A 16,722-nucleotide genomic window follows, 5' to 3' on the forward strand; every position below is an offset into this window, starting at 1 on the left:
CCCCTAGGAGTGATGCATGACCTTATCCTTTGCAGCCAAGGCGGGTGTCTTGCTGGTGTTCTTCGCCAGCGTGCTGTTCGTGCACCTGCGCGGCAAGGCCCGCCTGCCGGTGTTGCGCCAGTTCGTCAACCATTCGGCGCTGTTCGCCCCCTACAACGCCTTGATGTACCTGTTTTCCGGGGTGCCGTCCAAACCCTACCTGGACCGCCAGCGCTTCCCGGAACTGGATGTGCTCAAAGACAACTGGCAGGAAATCCGCGAGGAGGCCATGCGCCTGTTCGACGAGGGCTATATCCGCGCCGCCGAAAAGGACAACGACGCCGGCTTCGGTTCGTTCTTCAAGAAGGGCTGGAAGCGGTTTTACCTGAAGTGGTACGACAAGCCGCTGCCATCGGCCGAGGCGCTGTGCCCCAAAACCGTAGAACTGGTCAGCAGCATTCCCAACGTCAAGGGCGCGATGTTCGCCCTGCTGCCTGGCGGTAGCCACCTGAACCCGCACCGCGATCCATTCGCCGGTTCGTTGCGTTACCACCTGGGCCTGTCCACGCCGAACTCCGACGCCTGCCGCATCTACGTCGATGGGCAGGAGTACGCCTGGCGGGACGGCGAAGACGTGATGTTCGATGAAACCTACGTGCACTGGGTGAAAAACGAGACCGATGTGACCCGGGTGATCCTGTTCTGCGACATCGAGCGGCCGTTGAGCAACCCGCTGATGACCCGCATCAACCGCAAGGTCAGTGCCTTCCTGGGCCGCGCCACCGCGCCGCAGAACACCGACAACGAGCGGGTGGGCGGCATCAACCAGGCGTATGCCTGGAGCAAGCGCTTCTCCAACAAGCTCAGCACTCGCGTGAAGCAGTTCAAGCGGGCCAACCCCAAGGCCTACCGGGTCTTGCGCCCGGTCCTGGCGGTGGTCGTGGCTTATCTGTTTTACCGCTGGTTGTTCTGAGCGCAGGCTGGCCTGTGCGCGGGTTCACCCGCGCACAGGCCAGCTCACCTCACACTGGCGCCCGCTATTGCCCAATCGTGGGTTCACCGCTATTCTCCACAACACTTCCTTCCCTGAAGCCTGAATCATGCCCGCCAAGCCCTCCACCACCAGCTTTGCCATCGCGCCAGTCGCGGGCATGGTCGTGCGTGGCAGCCAGCAGCCGGCCATGGTCAGTCATTACCCACCACCTGTCAGTGGCGCCGTAGGCGGCGTAGCTCCGCCATGCTGCGTGGTCGTGTTGGGCTGATCGGCTTCGGCCGAGTCCCTTCGCACACGCAACCCACTGAACCCGGCCGGCTACTTAGTGCGCTTTAGCGCAGGCCGTCCGCTTGGCTTATCTGCCTATCATCAGGTGGCAATTCATGTCCTTTTTCAACAAAGCATCCGTGGCCTCGGCGGCCACTACCAGCCTGTTCGTCCTGCTGTGGAGCAGCGGGGCGATCGTTTCCAAACTTGGCCTGGCGCATGCCAGCCCGTTCGCCTTCCTGCTGCTGCGCTCTGCCTTGGCCCTGGCGGGCCTGTTGCTGATCGGGCCGTTGCTGGGGCTGCGCTGGCCACGCCGTAAGGGCGCCATGCTGCGTGCCCTGGGCACTGGCTGCGTGTTGCTCGGGGCTTATCAGATCTTCTATCTGCTGGCCCTCGACACCCACGTCACGCCAGGCATCATGGCCACGGTCATGGGCGTGCAACCGATCCTCACCGTCGTGCTGATGGAGCGCCAGCGTTCGATCAGCCGCCTGTTCGGCCTGGGGCTGGGCTTGAGCGGCTTGATCATGGTGGTGTACCAGGGGCTCAACCTGGGTGGGGTGTCGCTGGCGGGCATGCTGTTCGCCCTGCTGGCGCTGGCCAGCATGACCTGCGGTTCGATCCTGCAAAAACGCATCACCGACAACCCCATGGGCACGCTGCCGCTGCAGTACCTGGCCGGCTTTGCCCTGTGCGCGCTGTTCGCACCCTTGCAACCCTTACAGGTGCAGTGGACCGGGGGGTTCGTGGCTGCCTTGCTGTGGATGGGCCTGGTGGTTTCGCTGCTGGCCACCTTGCTGCTGTATCGGCTGATCGCCAAGGGTAACCTGGTCAACGTCACCAGCCTGTTCTACCTGGTGCCGGCGGTCACCGCGGTGATGGACTTGCTGATCTTCGGCAACCGCCTGGCGCCGCTCAGCCTGCTGGGCATGGGGTTGATCGTGGTCGGCCTGCTGTTCGTGTTCCGCAAGCCTGCCAAGCGCCTGGCCAAGGCCTGAGCCCTAGCGGAACTCGGCGGGGATGGCGTGCCGGAGTACGCCTTCCTCGAAGTCCAGCAGCCCGGCTTCGCGCTGGGTGAGCAGGTAGTAGAGCAGGGTGTCGATTGAGCGCTTTTGCGGTACTGCCACGGCCAGCAGTCTTACCGACTGCTCGGTTTCACAGGCGCAGCCGAAATCCTGCAAGGCAGCGCGAACCTGATCGAGGGTTTCCGGGGGCTTGACCAGCACCCGGAACACCGAGGTGCCGCTGCTTTGGCGCAGTTCGGCGAACCAGGTCTGGCCGTCTTCTTCATAGGTGCCGATAAGGTCACCCGGCGCGATGCCGTACACATGAAAGGGGATGTTGTCCACGGCATGGCCGCCTTCCACAGCCTTGGCCCAAAGGCCTTCGACCGAGGCCGGTGGGTAGCCGTTGGCGTCCTGTTCCAGGCGGAACAGCACCTTCTTGCAGGTCGGGTTCATGCCGTTCTCCCGGTCAATTGCGCGCCGGGCGCAGTACCAGCCACAAGGCCACAGCAATCAGCAGGCCGCCATACAGGTGCGCCAGCGACAGCGGCTCGTCCAGCAGCCATGCGCCCCACAGCACGCCGAACACCGGGATCAGGAAGGTCACGGTGCTGGCCTTGACCGGGCCTATTTCTGCCAGCAGACGGAAGTACAGGATATAGGCGAATGCCGTGCACAGCAGGCCCAGGCCGAGCAGCGACAGCCAGACCTGCCAGCCGCCCCAGCTGGCGGGCGGCTGGCTGAGGGCGCTCCAGGCGAACAGCGGGCTCAGCATCAGCGTAGCGCCGAGCATGCTGCCCAGCGCCGACAGGCGGCTGTCCAGGCCACTGATCCAACGCCGCGCGAGGAACCCGGCAAAGCCGTAGCAGGTGGTAGCTGCCAGGCACGCCAGGGCGCCTTGCAGCAGGGCCATGTCCAGGGCCACCGGCCCGGCCCCGCTGAGGATGCCGACACCGAGCAGGCCAAGGAAGATGCCGCAGAGCTTGGCCAACGTCATGGGTTCACGGAAGCACAGCACGCCGATCAGCACGCCCATCAGTGGCGTGGTGGCGTTGAAGATCGCCGAGTAACCGGCTGGCAGCACCTGAGCAGCTACGGAATAGAAGGTTGCCGGGATGCCGGAGTTGATCATGCCCAGTACCAGGCAGGCCCCGAGCTTGCCCTGAAAGTCCCAGCGCACGCGGCTGGCGGCGACGATGGCGACCAGGCCCAGGCAGGCGATCGAGACGCGAAAGAACGCGGTCGGCACCGTGCCCAGCTCGGGGGCGATAATGCGCATGAACAGGAAACTCGCCCCCCAGACGGCAGCAAGGGTCAGCAGGCGGGTTAGGGCAATCGGGCTCACAACGGTCTCCGGAGGGCAGGGCAGGGGCGCGAGTGTACGCGAGGGGGCGGGGCGATACTTGTGCTTTCTTGCGCAGTGAACCTGGCCCGCTTTTGCATCAGGCCGACTAAGCTGTGTAACTCATTCACCCATGAGGTGCCCGGCATGCCCCAACCCTGGCCCGCTGTCGAAATCGCCCGCACCATCCTGGCGGGCTTCGACGATTACCGTGACCACTTCCAGCGCATTACCCTCGGCGCCCGCCAGCGCTTCGAGCAGGCGCGCTGGCAGGAAATCCAGCAGGCCGCGGCTGCGCGCATCAGCCTGTATGAAGAAAAAGTCGCCGAGGTCAACGGCTGGCTGCGCCAGGCCTTCCCCGCGCCGGTGTTGCTGGACGTGGCGCAGTGGCCGCTGGCCAAACACGCCTACATTCAGCAGATCGACCCCCGGCTGGACGATGAGTTGGCCGAGACCTGGTACAACTCGCTGTTCTGCAGCCTGTTCAGCCACGACCAGATCAGCGATGGTTGCATGTTCATCCACACCACCCGGCCGTCGCTGCGCGGGCGCGAGCGCGCCGCGCAAACCCGTACCTATGCGCTGGGCGGTAGCCTGAAGGGAATGCTGCAGGCGATCTTCGCCGACTACCCGTTCGATGTCGCCTACGGTGACCTGGAGGGTGACCTGGCACGGCTGGAAGCGCAGGTGCGCGACTGCCTGCCCGACTGGGTTTGCAAGGACCCGGAGCTTGCGGTGGAGCTGTTCGTGCCCGTGCTGTACCGCAACAAAGGTGCCTACCTGGTGGGCCGCCTGTACAACCGCGATGAGCAATGGCCCTTGGTGATTCCCTTGCTGCACCGCGAGGGCCATGGCATCGAGGTGGACGGGTTGATCACCGACGAAGCCGAGGTGTCGATCATCTTCTCGTTCACCCGCTCCTACTTCATGGCCGATGTGCCGGTGCCGGCCGAGTTCGTGCATTTTCTCAAGCGCATTCTGCCGGGCAAGCACATTGCCGAGCTGTACACGTCGATCGGTTTCTACAAGCAAGGCAAGTCGGAGTTCTACCGGGCGTTGATCAACCACCTGGCCAACAGCGACGACCGCTTCGTCATGGCGCCGGGGGTGCGCGGCATGGTCATGAGCGTGTTCACCCTGCCGGGTTTCAACACCGTGTTCAAGGTCATCAAAGACCGCTTTTCACCGTCGAAAACCGTTGACCGCGCCACGGTGATCGACAAGTACCGGCTGGTGAAAAGCGTGGACCGGGTAGGGCGCATGGCCGATACCCAGGAGTTCGCCGACTTTCGTTTCCCACGCAGCAAATTCGAGCCCGATTGCCTGGCCGAGTTGCTCGAAGTGGCGCCCTCGACCGTGGCCCTGGAGGGCGACACGGTGCTGGTGCGCCACTGCTGGACCGAGCGGCGCATGACCCCGCTGAACCTGTACCTGGAGCGCGCGGGCGAAGGCCAGGTGCTGGCGGCGCTGGAAGACTACGGCCTGGCCATCAAGCAACTGGCGGCAGCGAACATTTTTCCTGGTGACATGCTGTTGAAGAACTTTGGCGTCACCCGGCATGGGCGGGTGGTGTTCTATGACTATGACGAAATCTGCTTTCTGACCGAGGTGAATTTCCGCCACATACCGCCACCGCGGTATCCGGAAGACGAGCTGTCGGGCGAGCCGTGGTATTCGATCGGGCCCCACGATGTGTTCCCCGAAGAGTTTCCGCCGTTTCTGTTTGCCGACATTGGCCAGCGACGCTTGTTCAGCCGCTTGCACGGCGAGTTGTATGACGCGGATTACTGGAAGGGCCTGCAGGCGGCCATTGGCGAGGGGAAGGTGATCGACGTGTTCCCGTATCGGCGCAAGGGGCGCTGATGGCGGTGTTGCAGGCCAAGCCCCTCACGCCTTCAGGCACTCTTCAGGCACTTCAGCTCACTGAAGTGGTCGCGCACCTTGGCCAACCGCGCTTGCAGCAACTGCCGCTGCTGCACGCTACTTTGCTGCACCAGGTCTACCAACAGGCTGCGCGCCTGTTGTTCGGTGTTCTGGAAGGCCGCGCGGTAGTCCGGCGTCCACAGGCTTTCCTTGTGTTGCAACAAGGTCGCCAGGCGCGGCTCGAAGCTGGCGTCGTTGCGTTGGTTCATCGCCAGCAGCAGCTGTTGCTGCCAGTGGGCGCGGTTGGCGATCCATTCGCGGTTCTGGTCGCCCAGCGCTGCTGACCAGGCTTGTACGCGTTGCTTCTGCACCGCGGACAGTGGGCCAAACCAGGCGGTCAGGCGTTTTTCCATACGCGCGCTGCGCTCGTTGACCTGCTCGGCCAGCGGGGTATCGACGTACTCTTTTTGCCGCTCGGCGATGTCGTCGCGGAACGCTTCACGCATTTCGGCCACCTGGCGGTCGCTCATGCCGCGCAACAACTCGGTCGCCGAAGGGGTGATTTCCTCGGCCACACGGCCAATCGCCTGGCGCGCTTCGCGGGTGCGTTGCTGCAGCGCCTGGTCGGTCACCTGGTTGTTGGCGACCATGGCGCGGACCCGCTCCAGCCAGTCGAGGTAGCCCGGTAACTGGGTCTTGCAGTGCCAGGCCAGGTGTTGCTTGAGGCGGTCGTCGAGCAAGGCCTTTTGCGTGCCGTTCATGTCCAGGTAGTCGCCCAGCGACCACGGCACCAGCCGATCGAGGTTGCGGTAGGCCAGGTCCATGCGGCTGCAGGCGCCAAGGGCCAGGGCGAATCCAAGGGCGATGAGCAGGGCTTTGGACAGGCGTGAAGGCATGTGCTGTTCCTTGCAGTGGCTGGCCAGACGGTAGACGCGAGGGGGGCACGGCGGTTCCACTGCATCAGCGGTCGGGCGGCGCGCTGGCTTCAGGTGTAGAATAGCCGCCTTGTTATGAGGATCATCGGAAATGGCTCTGCTTGGGCGTTACAACAGTTTGCAAATCGTGAAACACGTGGACTTCGGTCTGTACCTGGACGGCGGCGCCGATGGCGAGATCCTGCTGCCCGGGCGCTATATCCCGAAAAACGCCGAAACCGAAGTCGATGACTGGTTGAACGTGTTCATCTACCTGGACAGCGAAGACCAGCTGATTGCGACCACCGAGAAGCCCAAGGTGCAGGTCGGTGAGTTTGCCAGCCTCAAGGTCAAGGACATCAACGGTGCCGGCATCTTCCTCGACTGGGGCTTGTCCAAGGACCTGTTGATGCCGTACTCGGAAGAGGCGCGGCCGTTGAAGATCGGCGACTACTGCGTGGTGCACGTGTACCTCGACAAGCGCACCCGCCGCATCACCGCCACTTCCCGCCTGGACCGCTACCTCGACGTGGCCCCAGCCGATTACAAGGTCGGGCAGCCGGTCGAGCTGTTGGTGGCTGGCGAAACGCCGATGGGCTTCAAGGCCATCATCAACAACCGCCACTGGGGCCTGATCCACAAGAACGAAGTGTTCAAGTTCCTGCGCTCGGGCATGCACGAGAAGGGTTTCATCAAGGAACTGCGCCACGACGGCAAGATCGCCCTAAGTCTGCAGCCGGTGGGCGCCGCCCTGGCCGACAGCCTGCAGGAGCAGATCATGGCGCGCCTGGAGGCCGAAGGCGGGGTGCTGGGGGTGTGTGACAAGAGCGACCCGGCGTTGATCAGCAAGCTGTTCAATGTCAGCAAGGGCAACTTCAAGAAAGCCATTGGCGGCTTGTTCAAGCAGGGCTTGATCGTCATCCATGACGACCGGATCGAAAAGGCCTGATCAGGCCTGAACGAAGTTGCGGAAATCCAGCTGCTCGCCACCTGGGCGGGTGTCGCGCAGCAGCGAGTCGCGGTCGGCGCTCAGCGCCAGGCTGATGGTCGAGCGGCGCTTGCCAGGCTTGCGCACTTCCATCTGCTCCAGGTGGGCCTTGAGGAAGTTGGTCGGCAGTTTCAGGTGCTGCAGCTCGTCGGTTTGCGGGGTGTGCAGCAGCAGGTTGACCCAGTCGGCCTGGCCCTTGCCCAGCAGCGCCACCGGCACTTCGAACCACCATAGGTTGCGTTTGTTGTCCAGAATGGCGAACAGGGTGTTGCTGCTGTTCAGCACCGGGCGGGCCAGTGCTTGGTTGCGCCGGGCGATGGCGGCGGGTTTGTCGAGTTTCATGCAGGTTCCTGCGGGTTGACGCTATGAAGGCCTGCATTGTGAGGGGTGCCACGGGGCGGGGCAAGGTTTGATGGTTGTGCCTGCTGCGGGCGCGCCAGGTGGGGGGCACGGGCGCTGCCTTGGGTTGCGCCCCACCCCCGCCATCAGCCGGCCCTGGCGTTGCGTCAGCGACGAAGCGGCAGGCTCAGCTCGGAGGTTGCCCCGTCAGCGGTAGTCACGGTCGCGGTGAAGCTGCGCAACCCTGCGATGTCGTCCAGCGCCTGGGCAAACCGTGCCTGCCCTTGTGCGTCACTGTTCACCTGCACCTCGCCAAGGTAGTGCTCGGCCTCGGTGGCGTCGGCCTGGGCATTGCCGAAGAACTCAACGCGCAGCAGGCTCGATGCCGGCCCCTGTACTTCACCGCGCAGCACATTGCCTTCCAGCGCCAGCAGCCGTGGTGCCGGCTGATTGTGGTTGGGCAGCGGCTGGCACGGCTTGGGCTCGCCCTTGGCGTTGCAGATAAGTGCCTGGTCCTGCTTCGGCAGGTCGGCGCCAACCCCGCGTGAGCCCACGTACAAGGCGTGTGCCTGGGCTGGCACGCCAAACACGATGGCCCCGGTGCGCTGCCCGGGTACGCATGAGCCGCCCGCCTGGCAGCGGCGGATATCCTGGCTGTTGGCCCAGATGCGGTTCCCGCTGAGGCGTGTGGTAGTTACCTCAGGCTCCGGGCGCAGGGCCACGCCGATGCGGTTGCCGTGGATCAGGTTGCCGTCGAGGATGTTGCCCTCACCGGTGACGCTGACCCCGATCGAGTTGCCGCTGAAGGTGTTGGCCGCCAGGTAGTTGCGTTTGCCCCAGTTGATCTGCAGGCCGTCGGAGTAGTTCTCGAAGCGGTTGCGCACCACGCTGTTGTCGTTGCCCAGCAGAATCTCGATACCCTGTGAGGGCTCGGGGTTGGCTGCTGTGGAGCGGAACAGGTTGTCGGCTACCAGGTTGAATGCTGCGCCACGGGTCAGCTCCAGCCCATCCCCGTTGTCGATCAGCTGGTTGCGCAGCACCTTGTTGTTGGTAGTGGTAGCAGTAGGGTTACCTGCACCGTCGTCGCCAGTCAGCATGATGCCGGCGCCGCCTTTGTTGGCGACGATGCGGTTGTCTTCGATGACATTGTGGCTGGCGCGGTTGACCAGGATGCCGATGCAGAAATTGCGCACTTCCAGGCCGCGCAGTTGCACGCCCTGAGTGTCACGCAGCACCAGCCCAGGGTTGGTGGTGGTGCGCACATTGGTGCCGAACTGGCCGGGCAGGGCACCGGGGCAGGTGCGAACACCCTGGTCCTTGATGTAGGCGGAGCCATCGATGGCAATGTACTGACCCTCGCGTGCCCAGGCCAGCCCGGTGATGCTGACCGGGCCTTTGATTTCCGGCAGCGCGTGGCTGGGGCGGATCACATAAGGTGGCTTGCCCACGGCGGCGATGTCGATACGGTAATGGCCGGGGTTCCGGTTACTGGTTTCAATGGCCCAGCGCAGGGTGCCGGGGTTGCCGTCGTCGGTGTAACGCTCGACACGCAGGGTTTCAGGGCTGGCGGCAGCGGTGGCCAGGGTGGACAGGGGCAGCAGTGGCAGCAAGGCCAGCAGTGCAGGCATCAGACGCATGGGGCGGGTATCCGAAAACATTGTTCTTGTCGTGTGCTCGCCTGGCTTGAGGCGCACATTTGCACCGCATTCTAGGGGAGCCGTGGCGTCAACACAGGGCTGCCTGTGTGATTTGGTGCGGTATTCGCCCGTAGATTGACCGCTTGGCTTGCGGGTTGAAAATTCGTTGAAACTCTTGCGCTGGGTGCTGGGTCCACCTTTTTGTCGACACTGTACACGTGTCTCCATTTGCAGGAGTTTTGCCATGAGCGGTACTAAAGACAAAGTCAAAGGCCTGGCCAATGAGGCGATGGGCAACGTGAAACAAGGTGTCGGCAAGGTGACCGACAACGACAAGCTGCGTGCCGAGGGCAAGGCGCAAGAGCTCAAAGGCGAGGCGCAGCAAGTGAAGGGCGATGTGAAGGACGCGGTAAAAAAACCGTGATCTGAGCAAGCCTGTGCCGGCCTCTTCGCATACGTGCGAAGAGGCCGTTACTTTTGCCGCCAATTTCTTCAATCGCGACTGGGAGCAGCACAGCTTCGGCACGGTCTATTAGACTTGTGTGTTGATTCGATCAAGCGGCGAAAGGAGACGCTATGATTTTTTCCGCCCTGCAGGGCCTGCCTTTGCACCGCGTGCTGGCGCGCACCGTCAAGGAATTTCTCGATGACGAGATGTCCACCTATGCGTCGGCGCTGGCCTACCAGGCGCTGTTCTCGCTATTCCCATTCTTGCTGTTCCTGATTGCCCTGATCGGCTTTTTGCACCTGCCCGACTTTTTCTCCTGGTTGCGCCTGCAATCGGAGCTGGTGTTGCCACCCCAGGCCCTGGAGCAGGTGAACCCGGTAATCGACCAGCTACAGCAATCCAAGGGCGGGCTGTTGTCGGTCGGTATCGTGATCGCCTTGTGGACCGCATCGGCCGGTGTGCGCCTGATGATGAGCGCCATGAACGCCGCCTACGATGTGCCCGAGGGCCGGCCGGTTTGGAAGCGCATCCCGTTATCCATTTTCTACACCGTGGGCCTGGCCGGCATGCTGTTGGCAGCCGCTGCGCTGATGGTGCTGGGCCCGCAGGTCATGGAGTGGATCGCCGCCCAGATCGGCATGCAGGAGTTCATCGTCACCTTGTGGACGGTGTTGCGCTGGCCGGTGATCGTCTTTCTGCTGATGGTGGCGGTCGCGTTGATCTACTACGTAATGCCTGATGTGAAACAGAAGTTCCGCTTCATCACGCCGGGCTCGGTGCTGGCGGTGGTGGTGTGGATCATCGCGTCGCTGGGCTTTGCCTACTATGTGAAAACCTTCGCGGACTACAACGCCATGTACGGCAGCATTGGTGCAATCATCGTGCTGTTGCTGTATTTCTACATCTCGGCTGCTGTGCTGTTGCTTGGCGCCGAAATGAATGCGGTGATCGAGCACATGTCGGCCGAGGGCAAAAACCCCGGTGAAAAGGATTTCGACGAGCACGCGCCCGCGCAGACCATCAGTGTTCTGGGCCATGAGCACCCCACTTCGGGCCAGGCGCAGACTTCCGAGCCCAACCCCCGATGATCCGTGACATTCTCAAGATGGGCGACGAGCGCCTGCTGCGCGTCGCCGCGCCAGTGCCCGTGCAGCTGCTGGGCAGCGGCGAGCTGCAGCAACTGATCGATGACATGTTTGAAACCATGCGCCATGTCGGCGGCGTGGGCCTGGCCGCGCCGCAGGTAGGCATCGACCTGCAGCTGGTGATTTTCGGCTTTGAACGCAGCGAGCGGTACCCGGACGCCGAAGCGGTGCCGCAGACCATCCTGCTGAACCCGGTCATCACCCCGACTTCCACTGAACTGGAAGACGGTTGGGAAGGCTGCTTGTCGGTGCCCGGCTTGCGCGGCGTGGTACCACGCTTCAAGCACATTTGCTATGAGGGCATCGACCCACAGGGCAACGCGATCCGCCGCTTTGCCGAAGGCTTCCACGCGCGGGTGGTGCAGCATGAGTGCGACCACCTGATCGGGCGTTTGTACCCATCGCGGATCCAGGACTTTACCAAGTTCGGCTACACCGACGTGTTGTTCCCAGGGCTGGAAGCAGGCGACGACTGACCATGCTGCAGGGCCACCAGGCGTTTGCTGCGCTGGTAACGTTGCAAGCGGCCATGGAGGGTGTCGGGCAGGCACTGCGCCAGTTCGAAACCCAGGCGTTGATAGAACGCCAGCAGGTCGGGGTGGCAAAACAGCCAGGTTGGCCCGTCAGCCTGGGCCAGCGCCGCCTTCACCAGTTTGCCGGCTATCCCTTGCTGGCGCCGTTGCGGGTCGACGAACAGGCCGGTCAGCCAGAAACCCCCGGTTACCCTGGCCAGGCTCAGCCCGGCAATGATCCCCGGCCCCCTGGCTACCCACAACTGCGCATCGCTTGCCGCGCGCATGCGCGAGCCTTGTTGCCGGTAAAAGTGGTCCAGCAGCCGGCGTTCTGTATCCGCAAGTGTCGAGCAGGTTAATTGTTCAGAAATGGCGAATTTCCCCTGAGTACAGAGCAGAGGCTCTGGCGTAATGCTTTGCGGGTATTTTGTCGCAGATTGTTGCAAATTCGGCAAGAGTGAATATCCGAGTTCGGGGTTCAACTATTAACGGCCAGGCGTAGAATTTCAGGCATCCCCCCTGCAGTACGAAGCGGGATCGGTACTTCGTGCCATCTTCACCGTAGATGGCAACTTCTCCGCGCCGGAAACGGCATTAGAAGTCAATCGATCAGCTTGAATGCTCAAAAGGCAAAACACCATGAAACCATTACTGATTCTTGCATTGGTCGGTATGTCCTCGTTCGCCCTCGCCGATGAGGCCAAGTCCGTCTCCACCCAGCCAGTGGCCCAGCAGTACGACTACTCGATGAACCTGGATATCAAGCGGGTAATCGACCTGTCGACCATTCCCAATGTCTGCGAAGTGGTGCCTGCCACCATGACCTATGAAGACCACAACGGCCAGGTGCATACCATCCAGTACCGTGCCATGGGCGAGGGCTGCCAGCAGGGTTGACCGGCTACAGGAGGTTCGAGCGCCCCCGCGCGGCGCTCGAACGCCGTGGGCCGTTATCGCCAAACGCACTGAGCCGCTGCTCGGCGGGCCACCCTCGTGGGGCGGGCCTGGTCTATCGTGGACGTGGGGAATTCGCACAGCCTTGCTGTGTGAACTGCCACCCTGACTGCCACGGAGACAACACCCGATGAGCCTTGCCCCTGCTGCGCAAGCGCAACATGAGTTGTTGATCAGTCGCCTGATCGACGCCCCACCGGCCAAAGTGTTCCGCGCCTGGACCGAGCCCGAGTGGCTAAGGCAATGGTGGGGGCCGCATGGCATGAGCACCCCGGAATGCGAGATGCAATTGTGGCCCGGCGGCCTTTTCCGCACCTTGATGCGGGCGCCGGATGGTAGCGAGTACCCCACCCAGGGCGTGTTCCTGGAGATCGCGGCACCGCGGCGCCTGGTGTTCACCGATGCGTTTGGCCCCGGCTGGGTACCGTCGAACAAGGCGTTCATGACCGCCGTGATCAGCCTGGACGAGGAACGGGGCAAAACCCGTTATACCGCCCGGGCCTGGCACTGGAATGCTGCCGATTGCAAGGCCCACGAGGACATGGGGTTCTACCAGGGCTGGGGTGAGAGCCTGGACCGCCTGGTGGAGTTGGTCACCCAGCGGATGCCAGACTGATGGTTGCCTGGGGGCGGGCATTCGCCCGTCGCAGGGCCGGTAGTGCCAGCGCTATGCTCAGCTGGCAACGAAATTCGGTGGCGATACCAGTTCCACGGTCTGCTGCTTGCGTGGCGCCAGGATTTCCGCTTCGCCCTGCACCACCAGCTCATCGTTCTGGTTGTACACATTGGTCGCGATGCGCACTTTGAACTTGGGCAGTTTTTCCAGAATTTCCAGGCGTACGGTGAGCGTGTCGCCAATCTTCACCGGCTTCTGGAAGCTCATCTGCTGGCCCAGGTAGATGGTGCCAGGGCCTGGCAGGGTGCAGGCCACTGCCGCACTGATCAACGCGCCGCTGAACATGCCGTGGGCAATGCGTTCGCGGAACATGCTCTTGGCCGCAAACTCGGCGTCCAGGTGCACCGGGTTGTGGTCACCGGACATCGCCGCGAACAGCTGGATGTCGCGCTCTTCGACGGACTTCTGGTATTGCGCCTTCTGGCCTACTTCGAGGGCTTCGTAAGGCGTGTTGGTGACCTGGGACATCGGGGTTTCCTTGAGCGGTAGGCGAGGGTGGCTGTCATTCACTGCGCACGGGCCGATCAATGGCCAGTGCCTGTTCAAGCCAGCCGACAATGTCGGCAGTGACCTCGTTACGGTTGGTTTCGTTGAGTACTTCATGCCGCGCTTCAGGATAGACGCGTAGCTGTACATGTCGATTGCCGGTGGCGCGCAGGGCGTCGGCCAGATGGGTGAGACGCTTGCCGGCACTGACCGGATCACATTCCCCACCCATTATCAGTATCGGCAGGTTCGGATCGATCTGTGCGAGGTTACCCGGCTGGCTGATCTGCGCCAAGCCTTGCAGCAGGTCCAGCCACAGCTGGTTGCTGCACCGAAAGCCGCACAGCGGGTCGTTGACGTAGCGGTCGACCTCGGCCGGGTCGCGGCTAAGCCAGTCGAATGCCGTGCGGTTGGGCTTGAAGGCCTTGTTGAACGCGCCGAAGGACAACCATTCGATCACCGCACTTTTGCCCAGCGGCCCCTGGCGCCAGGCCTCCAGCCGCGCCACCAGCCGGGCCATGCGGTACAGCGCGGCAGGCTGGTAGTTGGAACCGCTCAGGATCGCCCCGTGCAGGCTGGCACTGTGGTGCAGCAGGTAAGCCTGGGCGATATAGCTGCCCATGCTGTGGCCGAACAGGAACAGCGGTGTGCCCGGGTAGTGTTGGCCAATGTACTGGGCCAGCCGGCCGAGGTCGTCGACCACGGCATTCCAGCCATGATGGCGGCTGAACAGGCCCAGGCTGCCGTGCTCGGCGCTACGCCCGTGGCCACGCTGGTCAGCGGCGAACACGGCAAAGCCAGCCGCGGCCAGGGCCAGGCCCAGGCGCTGGTAGCGCCCGGCATGCTCGGCCATGCCATGGGCCAGCAAGACTACGGCTTTCACTGGCGTGGCTGGCAGCCATTGGTGCACGTACAGGCGGCAGTGCTCGCTGACGGGCAGCCAGAAGGCGTCGTGGGGCATGGCGGCTCCTTGTGCGCATGGGGTACCGGAACAGTGTATGCACAACCGGCCCGATTGCAGGAAGGGCACAAATAAGATTCACAATGTTAATGGCGGCACTTGGCGTATAGGCCACCCTGGGCTTACCTGCTAACGTCGAAGCAACGCCTGTTTGCCGGTTGGCGACCAGGTCAAGGATCCAAGGACGCAGTTCAGGTCCAGGCAGAGGAACAATAATAAATGCAAGCCGACTTCTGGAATGACAAGCGCCCGGCGGGCGTGCCTTCCACCATCGACATCAATGCCTATGCCTCGGTGGTCGAGGTGTTCGAGCGCTCTTGCAAGCGCTTTGCCGACCGCCCGGCATTCAGCAACCTGGGCGTGACCCTGACCTACGCGCAACTGGAGCGACATTCAGCCGCGTTTGCCGCCTGGTTGCAGCAGCACACCGACCTGCAGCCGGGCGACCGTATCGCGGTGCAGATGCCCAACGTGCTGCAGTACCCGATCGCCGTGTTCGGTGCCATGCGTGCCGGGCTGATCGTGGTCAATACCAACCCGCTGTACACCGAGCGCGAGATGCGCCACCAGTTCAATGACAGCGGGGCGCGGGCGTTGGTCTACCTGAACATGTTCGGCAAGCGGGTGCAGGCCGTGTTGCCCGACACCGGCATCGAGTACCTGATCGAAGCGAAAATGGGCGACCTGCTGCCCACCGCCAAGGGTTGGTTGATCAACACGGTGGTCGACAAGCTGAAAAAGATGGTGCCAGCCTACCACTTGCCCCAGGCACTCTCGTTCAAGCAGGTGCTGCGCCAGGGGCGCGGCCTGTCGCCGCAACCGGTGCCGCAGAGCCTGGACGACATCGCCGTGCTGCAGTACACCGGCGGCACCACCGGGCTGGCCAAAGGCGCCATGCTTACTCACGGCAACCTGGTGGCCAACATGCTGCAGGTGCTGGCGTGCTTTTCGCAGCACGGCCCGGACGGGCAGAAGCTGCTCAAGGATGGCCAGGAGGTGATGATCGCGCCGCTGCCGCTGTACCACATCTACGCGTTCACCGCGAACTGCATGTGCATGATGGTCACCGGCAACCACAACGTGCTGATCACCAACCCGCGGGATATTCCCGGCTTCATCAAGGAGCTGGGCAAGTGGCGTTTCTCTGCATTGCTCGGGCTCAACACCCTGTTCGTGGCGCTGATGGATCACCCGGGCTTTCGCCGGCTGGATTTCTCGGCACTGAAAGTTACCAACTCCGGTGGCACGGCGCTGGTCAAGGCCACTGCCGAACGCTGGGAGGCGCTTACCGGCTGCCGCATTGTCGAAGGCTATGGCCTGACCGAAACCTCCCCGGTGGCCAGCACCAACCCCTACGGCCAGTTGGCCCGGCTGGGTACGGTGGGCATCCCGGTGGCCGGTACCGCCTTCAAGGTCATCGATGATGACGGCAATGAGCTGCCGTTGGGCGAGCGTGGCGAGTTGTGCATCAAGGGGCCGCAGGTGATGAAGGGCTACTGGCAGCAGCCTGAGGCCACCGCCCAGGCCCTGGATGCGGACGGTTGGTTCAAAACCGGTGATATCGCTGTGATCGACCCGGACGGCTTCACGCGGATCGTCGACCGCAAGAAGGACATGATCATCGTCTCGGGTTTCAACGTGTACCCCAACGAGATCGAAGACGTGGTGATGGGCCACCCGCAGGTCGCCAACTGCGCGGCCATCGGCGTGCCCGACGAGCGTTCCGGCGAGGCGGTGAAGCTGTTCGTGGTGCCGCGCGAGGGGGGGCTGAGCGTGGATGAGCTCAAGGCCTACTGCAAGGCCAACTTCACCGGTTACAAGGTGCCCAAGCACATCGTGCTGCGCGAGTCCCTGCCGATGACGCCGGTGGGCAAGATTCTGCGCCGGGAGCTGCGGGATATCGCTTGAGTCAGCTGCGAGCTGCGAGAAGCAAGCTGCAAGCTACAAGCTACAAGCTGTAAGCGTTGAATCAGAGCCTTTGGCACGCTCTATCTTGCCGCTTGAAGCTTGTAGCTTGCCACTTTAAGCTAAATACTCTAAAAATGACCTAAATTGTTCATTGAGTCATTTTTGTGACCGTAAGGCCCGTTTTGGCCTCTAGGCGACCCCAGGCAAAGCTGTTACTCTCGGCCCGCTTTCAGATGATCCGGTTTGCAACGAACCGTCATCTCATATCAATAATAAGCGCATCGACGCGTGAATCGAACTTCGCT

Annotated in this window: 19 protein-coding genes; 11 read left to right on the forward strand and 8 right to left on the reverse strand. The window is 62.8% G+C overall.

Annotated features, from left to right (window positions below; genetic code table 11):
- Window positions 1-16 precede the first annotated feature (16 nt).
- From EGJ22_RS14890 to EGJ22_RS14900, 3 genes are all read left to right on the forward strand, one after another.
- Window positions 17-952 carry an aspartyl/asparaginyl beta-hydroxylase domain-containing protein gene (locus EGJ22_RS14890; protein ID WP_029885398.1) on the forward strand — a complete coding sequence of 312 codons (936 nt, stop codon included), beginning with the start codon at window positions 17-19 and terminating at the stop codon, window positions 950-952.
- Between the two features lie 127 nt (window positions 953-1,079).
- The gene (locus tag EGJ22_RS25985; RefSeq protein ID WP_009686782.1) at window positions 1,080-1,241 is read left to right on the forward strand and encodes a hypothetical protein; all 162 of its coding nucleotides are present in this window, start codon (window positions 1,080-1,082) and stop codon (window positions 1,239-1,241) included.
- A gap of 115 nt (window positions 1,242-1,356) precedes the next feature.
- Window positions 1,357-2,238: a DMT family transporter gene (locus EGJ22_RS14900; RefSeq protein WP_029885397.1), complete on the forward strand. Its 882-nt coding sequence runs from the start codon at window positions 1,357-1,359 to the stop codon at window positions 2,236-2,238.
- Window positions 2,239-2,241: 3 nt separating this feature from the next.
- On the opposite strand, the gene EGJ22_RS14905 is transcribed toward EGJ22_RS14900, so the two are convergent.
- Window positions 2,242-2,700: a DUF4265 domain-containing protein gene (locus tag EGJ22_RS14905; protein WP_029885396.1), complete on the reverse strand. Its 459-nt coding sequence runs from the start codon at window positions 2,698-2,700 to the stop codon at window positions 2,242-2,244.
- A 13-nt stretch (window positions 2,701-2,713) separates the two neighbouring features.
- Window positions 2,714-3,589, reverse strand: a complete 876-nt coding sequence (locus EGJ22_RS14910; RefSeq protein ID WP_029885395.1) for a DMT family transporter — start codon at window positions 3,587-3,589, stop codon at window positions 2,714-2,716.
- A 144-nt stretch (window positions 3,590-3,733) separates the two neighbouring features.
- Here EGJ22_RS14910 and aceK point away from each other — a divergent pair, with 144 nt between their 5' ends.
- A complete protein-coding gene (aceK, locus tag EGJ22_RS14915; protein WP_029885394.1) occupies window positions 3,734-5,449 on the forward strand; it encodes a bifunctional isocitrate dehydrogenase kinase/phosphatase in 1,716 nt (571 codons plus the stop codon).
- Between the two features lie 32 nt (window positions 5,450-5,481).
- Here aceK and EGJ22_RS14920 read toward each other — a convergent pair whose 3' ends face one another.
- Complete coding sequence (locus tag EGJ22_RS14920) at window positions 5,482-6,345, reverse strand: DUF6279 family lipoprotein (RefSeq protein WP_029885393.1); 864 nt, start codon at window positions 6,343-6,345, stop codon at window positions 5,482-5,484.
- A gap of 130 nt (window positions 6,346-6,475) precedes the next feature.
- Between EGJ22_RS14920 and EGJ22_RS14925 the strand changes: the two genes are divergently transcribed.
- Complete coding sequence (locus EGJ22_RS14925; RefSeq protein WP_009686776.1) at window positions 6,476-7,312, forward strand: S1 RNA-binding domain-containing protein; 837 nt, start codon at window positions 6,476-6,478, stop codon at window positions 7,310-7,312.
- Here EGJ22_RS14925 and EGJ22_RS14930 read toward each other — a convergent pair whose 3' ends face one another.
- Window positions 7,313-7,693: a hypothetical protein gene (locus EGJ22_RS14930; RefSeq protein WP_029885392.1), complete on the reverse strand. Its 381-nt coding sequence runs from the start codon at window positions 7,691-7,693 to the stop codon at window positions 7,313-7,315.
- Between the two features lie 164 nt (window positions 7,694-7,857).
- On the reverse strand, window positions 7,858-9,327 hold the full coding sequence (locus EGJ22_RS14935) for a nitrous oxide reductase family maturation protein NosD (protein ID WP_029885391.1): 1,470 nt from the start codon (window positions 9,325-9,327) through the stop codon (window positions 7,858-7,860).
- A 244-nt stretch (window positions 9,328-9,571) separates the two neighbouring features.
- On the opposite strand from EGJ22_RS14935, the gene EGJ22_RS14940 reads away from it, so the two are divergent.
- From EGJ22_RS14940 to def, 3 genes are all read left to right on the forward strand, one after another.
- Window positions 9,572-9,751, forward strand: coding sequence for a CsbD family protein (locus EGJ22_RS14940; RefSeq protein ID WP_029885390.1), 180 nt, complete (start codon window positions 9,572-9,574; stop codon window positions 9,749-9,751).
- Window positions 9,752-9,903: 152 nt separating this feature from the next.
- Window positions 9,904-10,863: a YihY/virulence factor BrkB family protein gene (locus EGJ22_RS14945; RefSeq protein WP_009686772.1), complete on the forward strand. Its 960-nt coding sequence runs from the start codon at window positions 9,904-9,906 to the stop codon at window positions 10,861-10,863.
- The gene (def, locus tag EGJ22_RS14950) at window positions 10,860-11,396 is read left to right on the forward strand and encodes a peptide deformylase (protein WP_029885389.1); all 537 of its coding nucleotides are present in this window, start codon (window positions 10,860-10,862) and stop codon (window positions 11,394-11,396) included. The genes EGJ22_RS14945 and def overlap by 4 nt, the downstream gene beginning before the upstream one ends.
- On the opposite strand, the gene EGJ22_RS14955 is transcribed toward def, so the two are convergent.
- Window positions 11,351-11,755: a GNAT family N-acetyltransferase gene (locus tag EGJ22_RS14955; RefSeq protein ID WP_220464559.1), complete on the reverse strand. Its 405-nt coding sequence runs from the start codon at window positions 11,753-11,755 to the stop codon at window positions 11,351-11,353. The genes def and EGJ22_RS14955 overlap by 46 nt on opposite strands.
- Before the next feature lie 316 nt (window positions 11,756-12,071).
- Between EGJ22_RS14955 and EGJ22_RS14960 the strand changes: the two genes are divergently transcribed.
- Both EGJ22_RS14960 and EGJ22_RS14965 read left to right on the forward strand, forming a co-directional pair.
- On the forward strand, window positions 12,072-12,329 hold the full coding sequence (locus EGJ22_RS14960) for a DUF2790 domain-containing protein (protein ID WP_029885387.1): 258 nt from the start codon (window positions 12,072-12,074) through the stop codon (window positions 12,327-12,329).
- 187 nt (window positions 12,330-12,516) lie between these two features.
- Window positions 12,517-13,002, forward strand: coding sequence for an SRPBCC family protein (locus EGJ22_RS14965; RefSeq protein WP_009686768.1), 486 nt, complete (start codon window positions 12,517-12,519; stop codon window positions 13,000-13,002).
- Between the two features lie 57 nt (window positions 13,003-13,059).
- Here the strand turns inward: EGJ22_RS14965 and EGJ22_RS14970 are convergent, their stop codons facing one another.
- On the reverse strand, window positions 13,060-13,530 hold the full coding sequence (locus EGJ22_RS14970) for a MaoC family dehydratase (RefSeq protein WP_009686767.1): 471 nt from the start codon (window positions 13,528-13,530) through the stop codon (window positions 13,060-13,062).
- A 34-nt stretch (window positions 13,531-13,564) separates the two neighbouring features.
- On the reverse strand, window positions 13,565-14,509 hold the full coding sequence (locus EGJ22_RS14975) for an alpha/beta hydrolase (RefSeq protein WP_029885386.1): 945 nt from the start codon (window positions 14,507-14,509) through the stop codon (window positions 13,565-13,567).
- Window positions 14,510-14,728: 219 nt separating this feature from the next.
- Here EGJ22_RS14975 and fadD2 point away from each other — a divergent pair, with 219 nt between their 5' ends.
- Window positions 14,729-16,417 carry a long-chain-fatty-acid--CoA ligase FadD2 gene (fadD2, locus tag EGJ22_RS14980; RefSeq protein WP_125920310.1) on the forward strand — a complete coding sequence of 563 codons (1,689 nt, stop codon included), beginning with the start codon at window positions 14,729-14,731 and terminating at the stop codon, window positions 16,415-16,417.
- The last annotated feature ends 305 nt before the right edge of the window (window positions 16,418-16,722 follow it).

The organism is Pseudomonas sp. p99-361 (assembly GCF_003935475.1).
Taxonomy (GTDB): Bacteria; Pseudomonadota; Gammaproteobacteria; order Pseudomonadales; family Pseudomonadaceae; genus Aquipseudomonas; species Aquipseudomonas juntendi.

Excerpts from the sequence above, each read along its gene's own strand:
- EGJ22_RS14935 (WP_029885391.1), bottom strand. The coding sequence starts at position 9,327 with ATGCGTCTGATGCCTGCACTGCTGGCCTTGCTGCCACTGCTGCCCCTG.
- EGJ22_RS14965 (WP_009686768.1), top strand. The coding sequence starts at position 12,517 with ATGAGCCTTGCCCCTGCTGCGCAAGCGCAACATGAGTTGTTGATCAGT.
- EGJ22_RS14940 (WP_029885390.1), top strand. The coding sequence starts at position 9,572 with ATGAGCGGTACTAAAGACAAAGTCAAAGGCCTGGCCAATGAGGCGATG.
- def (WP_029885389.1), top strand. The coding sequence starts at position 10,860 with ATGATCCGTGACATTCTCAAGATGGGCGACGAGCGCCTGCTGCGCGTC.
- EGJ22_RS14905 (WP_029885396.1), bottom strand. The coding sequence starts at position 2,700 with ATGAACCCGACCTGCAAGAAGGTGCTGTTCCGCCTGGAACAGGACGCC.
- EGJ22_RS14930 (WP_029885392.1), bottom strand. The coding sequence starts at position 7,693 with ATGAAACTCGACAAACCCGCCGCCATCGCCCGGCGCAACCAAGCACTG.
- fadD2 (WP_125920310.1), top strand. The coding sequence starts at position 14,729 with ATGCAAGCCGACTTCTGGAATGACAAGCGCCCGGCGGGCGTGCCTTCC.
- EGJ22_RS25985 (WP_009686782.1), top strand. The coding sequence starts at position 1,080 with ATGCCCGCCAAGCCCTCCACCACCAGCTTTGCCATCGCGCCAGTCGCG.
- EGJ22_RS14970 (WP_009686767.1), bottom strand. The coding sequence starts at position 13,530 with ATGTCCCAGGTCACCAACACGCCTTACGAAGCCCTCGAAGTAGGCCAG.
- EGJ22_RS14925 (WP_009686776.1), top strand. The coding sequence starts at position 6,476 with ATGGCTCTGCTTGGGCGTTACAACAGTTTGCAAATCGTGAAACACGTG.
- EGJ22_RS14975 (WP_029885386.1), bottom strand. The coding sequence starts at position 14,509 with ATGCCCCACGACGCCTTCTGGCTGCCCGTCAGCGAGCACTGCCGCCTG.
- EGJ22_RS14900 (WP_029885397.1), top strand. The coding sequence starts at position 1,357 with ATGTCCTTTTTCAACAAAGCATCCGTGGCCTCGGCGGCCACTACCAGC.
- aceK (WP_029885394.1), top strand. The coding sequence starts at position 3,734 with ATGCCCCAACCCTGGCCCGCTGTCGAAATCGCCCGCACCATCCTGGCG.
- EGJ22_RS14920 (WP_029885393.1), bottom strand. The coding sequence starts at position 6,345 with ATGCCTTCACGCCTGTCCAAAGCCCTGCTCATCGCCCTTGGATTCGCC.
- EGJ22_RS14890 (WP_029885398.1), top strand. The coding sequence starts at position 17 with ATGACCTTATCCTTTGCAGCCAAGGCGGGTGTCTTGCTGGTGTTCTTC.
- EGJ22_RS14960 (WP_029885387.1), top strand. The coding sequence starts at position 12,072 with ATGAAACCATTACTGATTCTTGCATTGGTCGGTATGTCCTCGTTCGCC.
- EGJ22_RS14945 (WP_009686772.1), top strand. The coding sequence starts at position 9,904 with ATGATTTTTTCCGCCCTGCAGGGCCTGCCTTTGCACCGCGTGCTGGCG.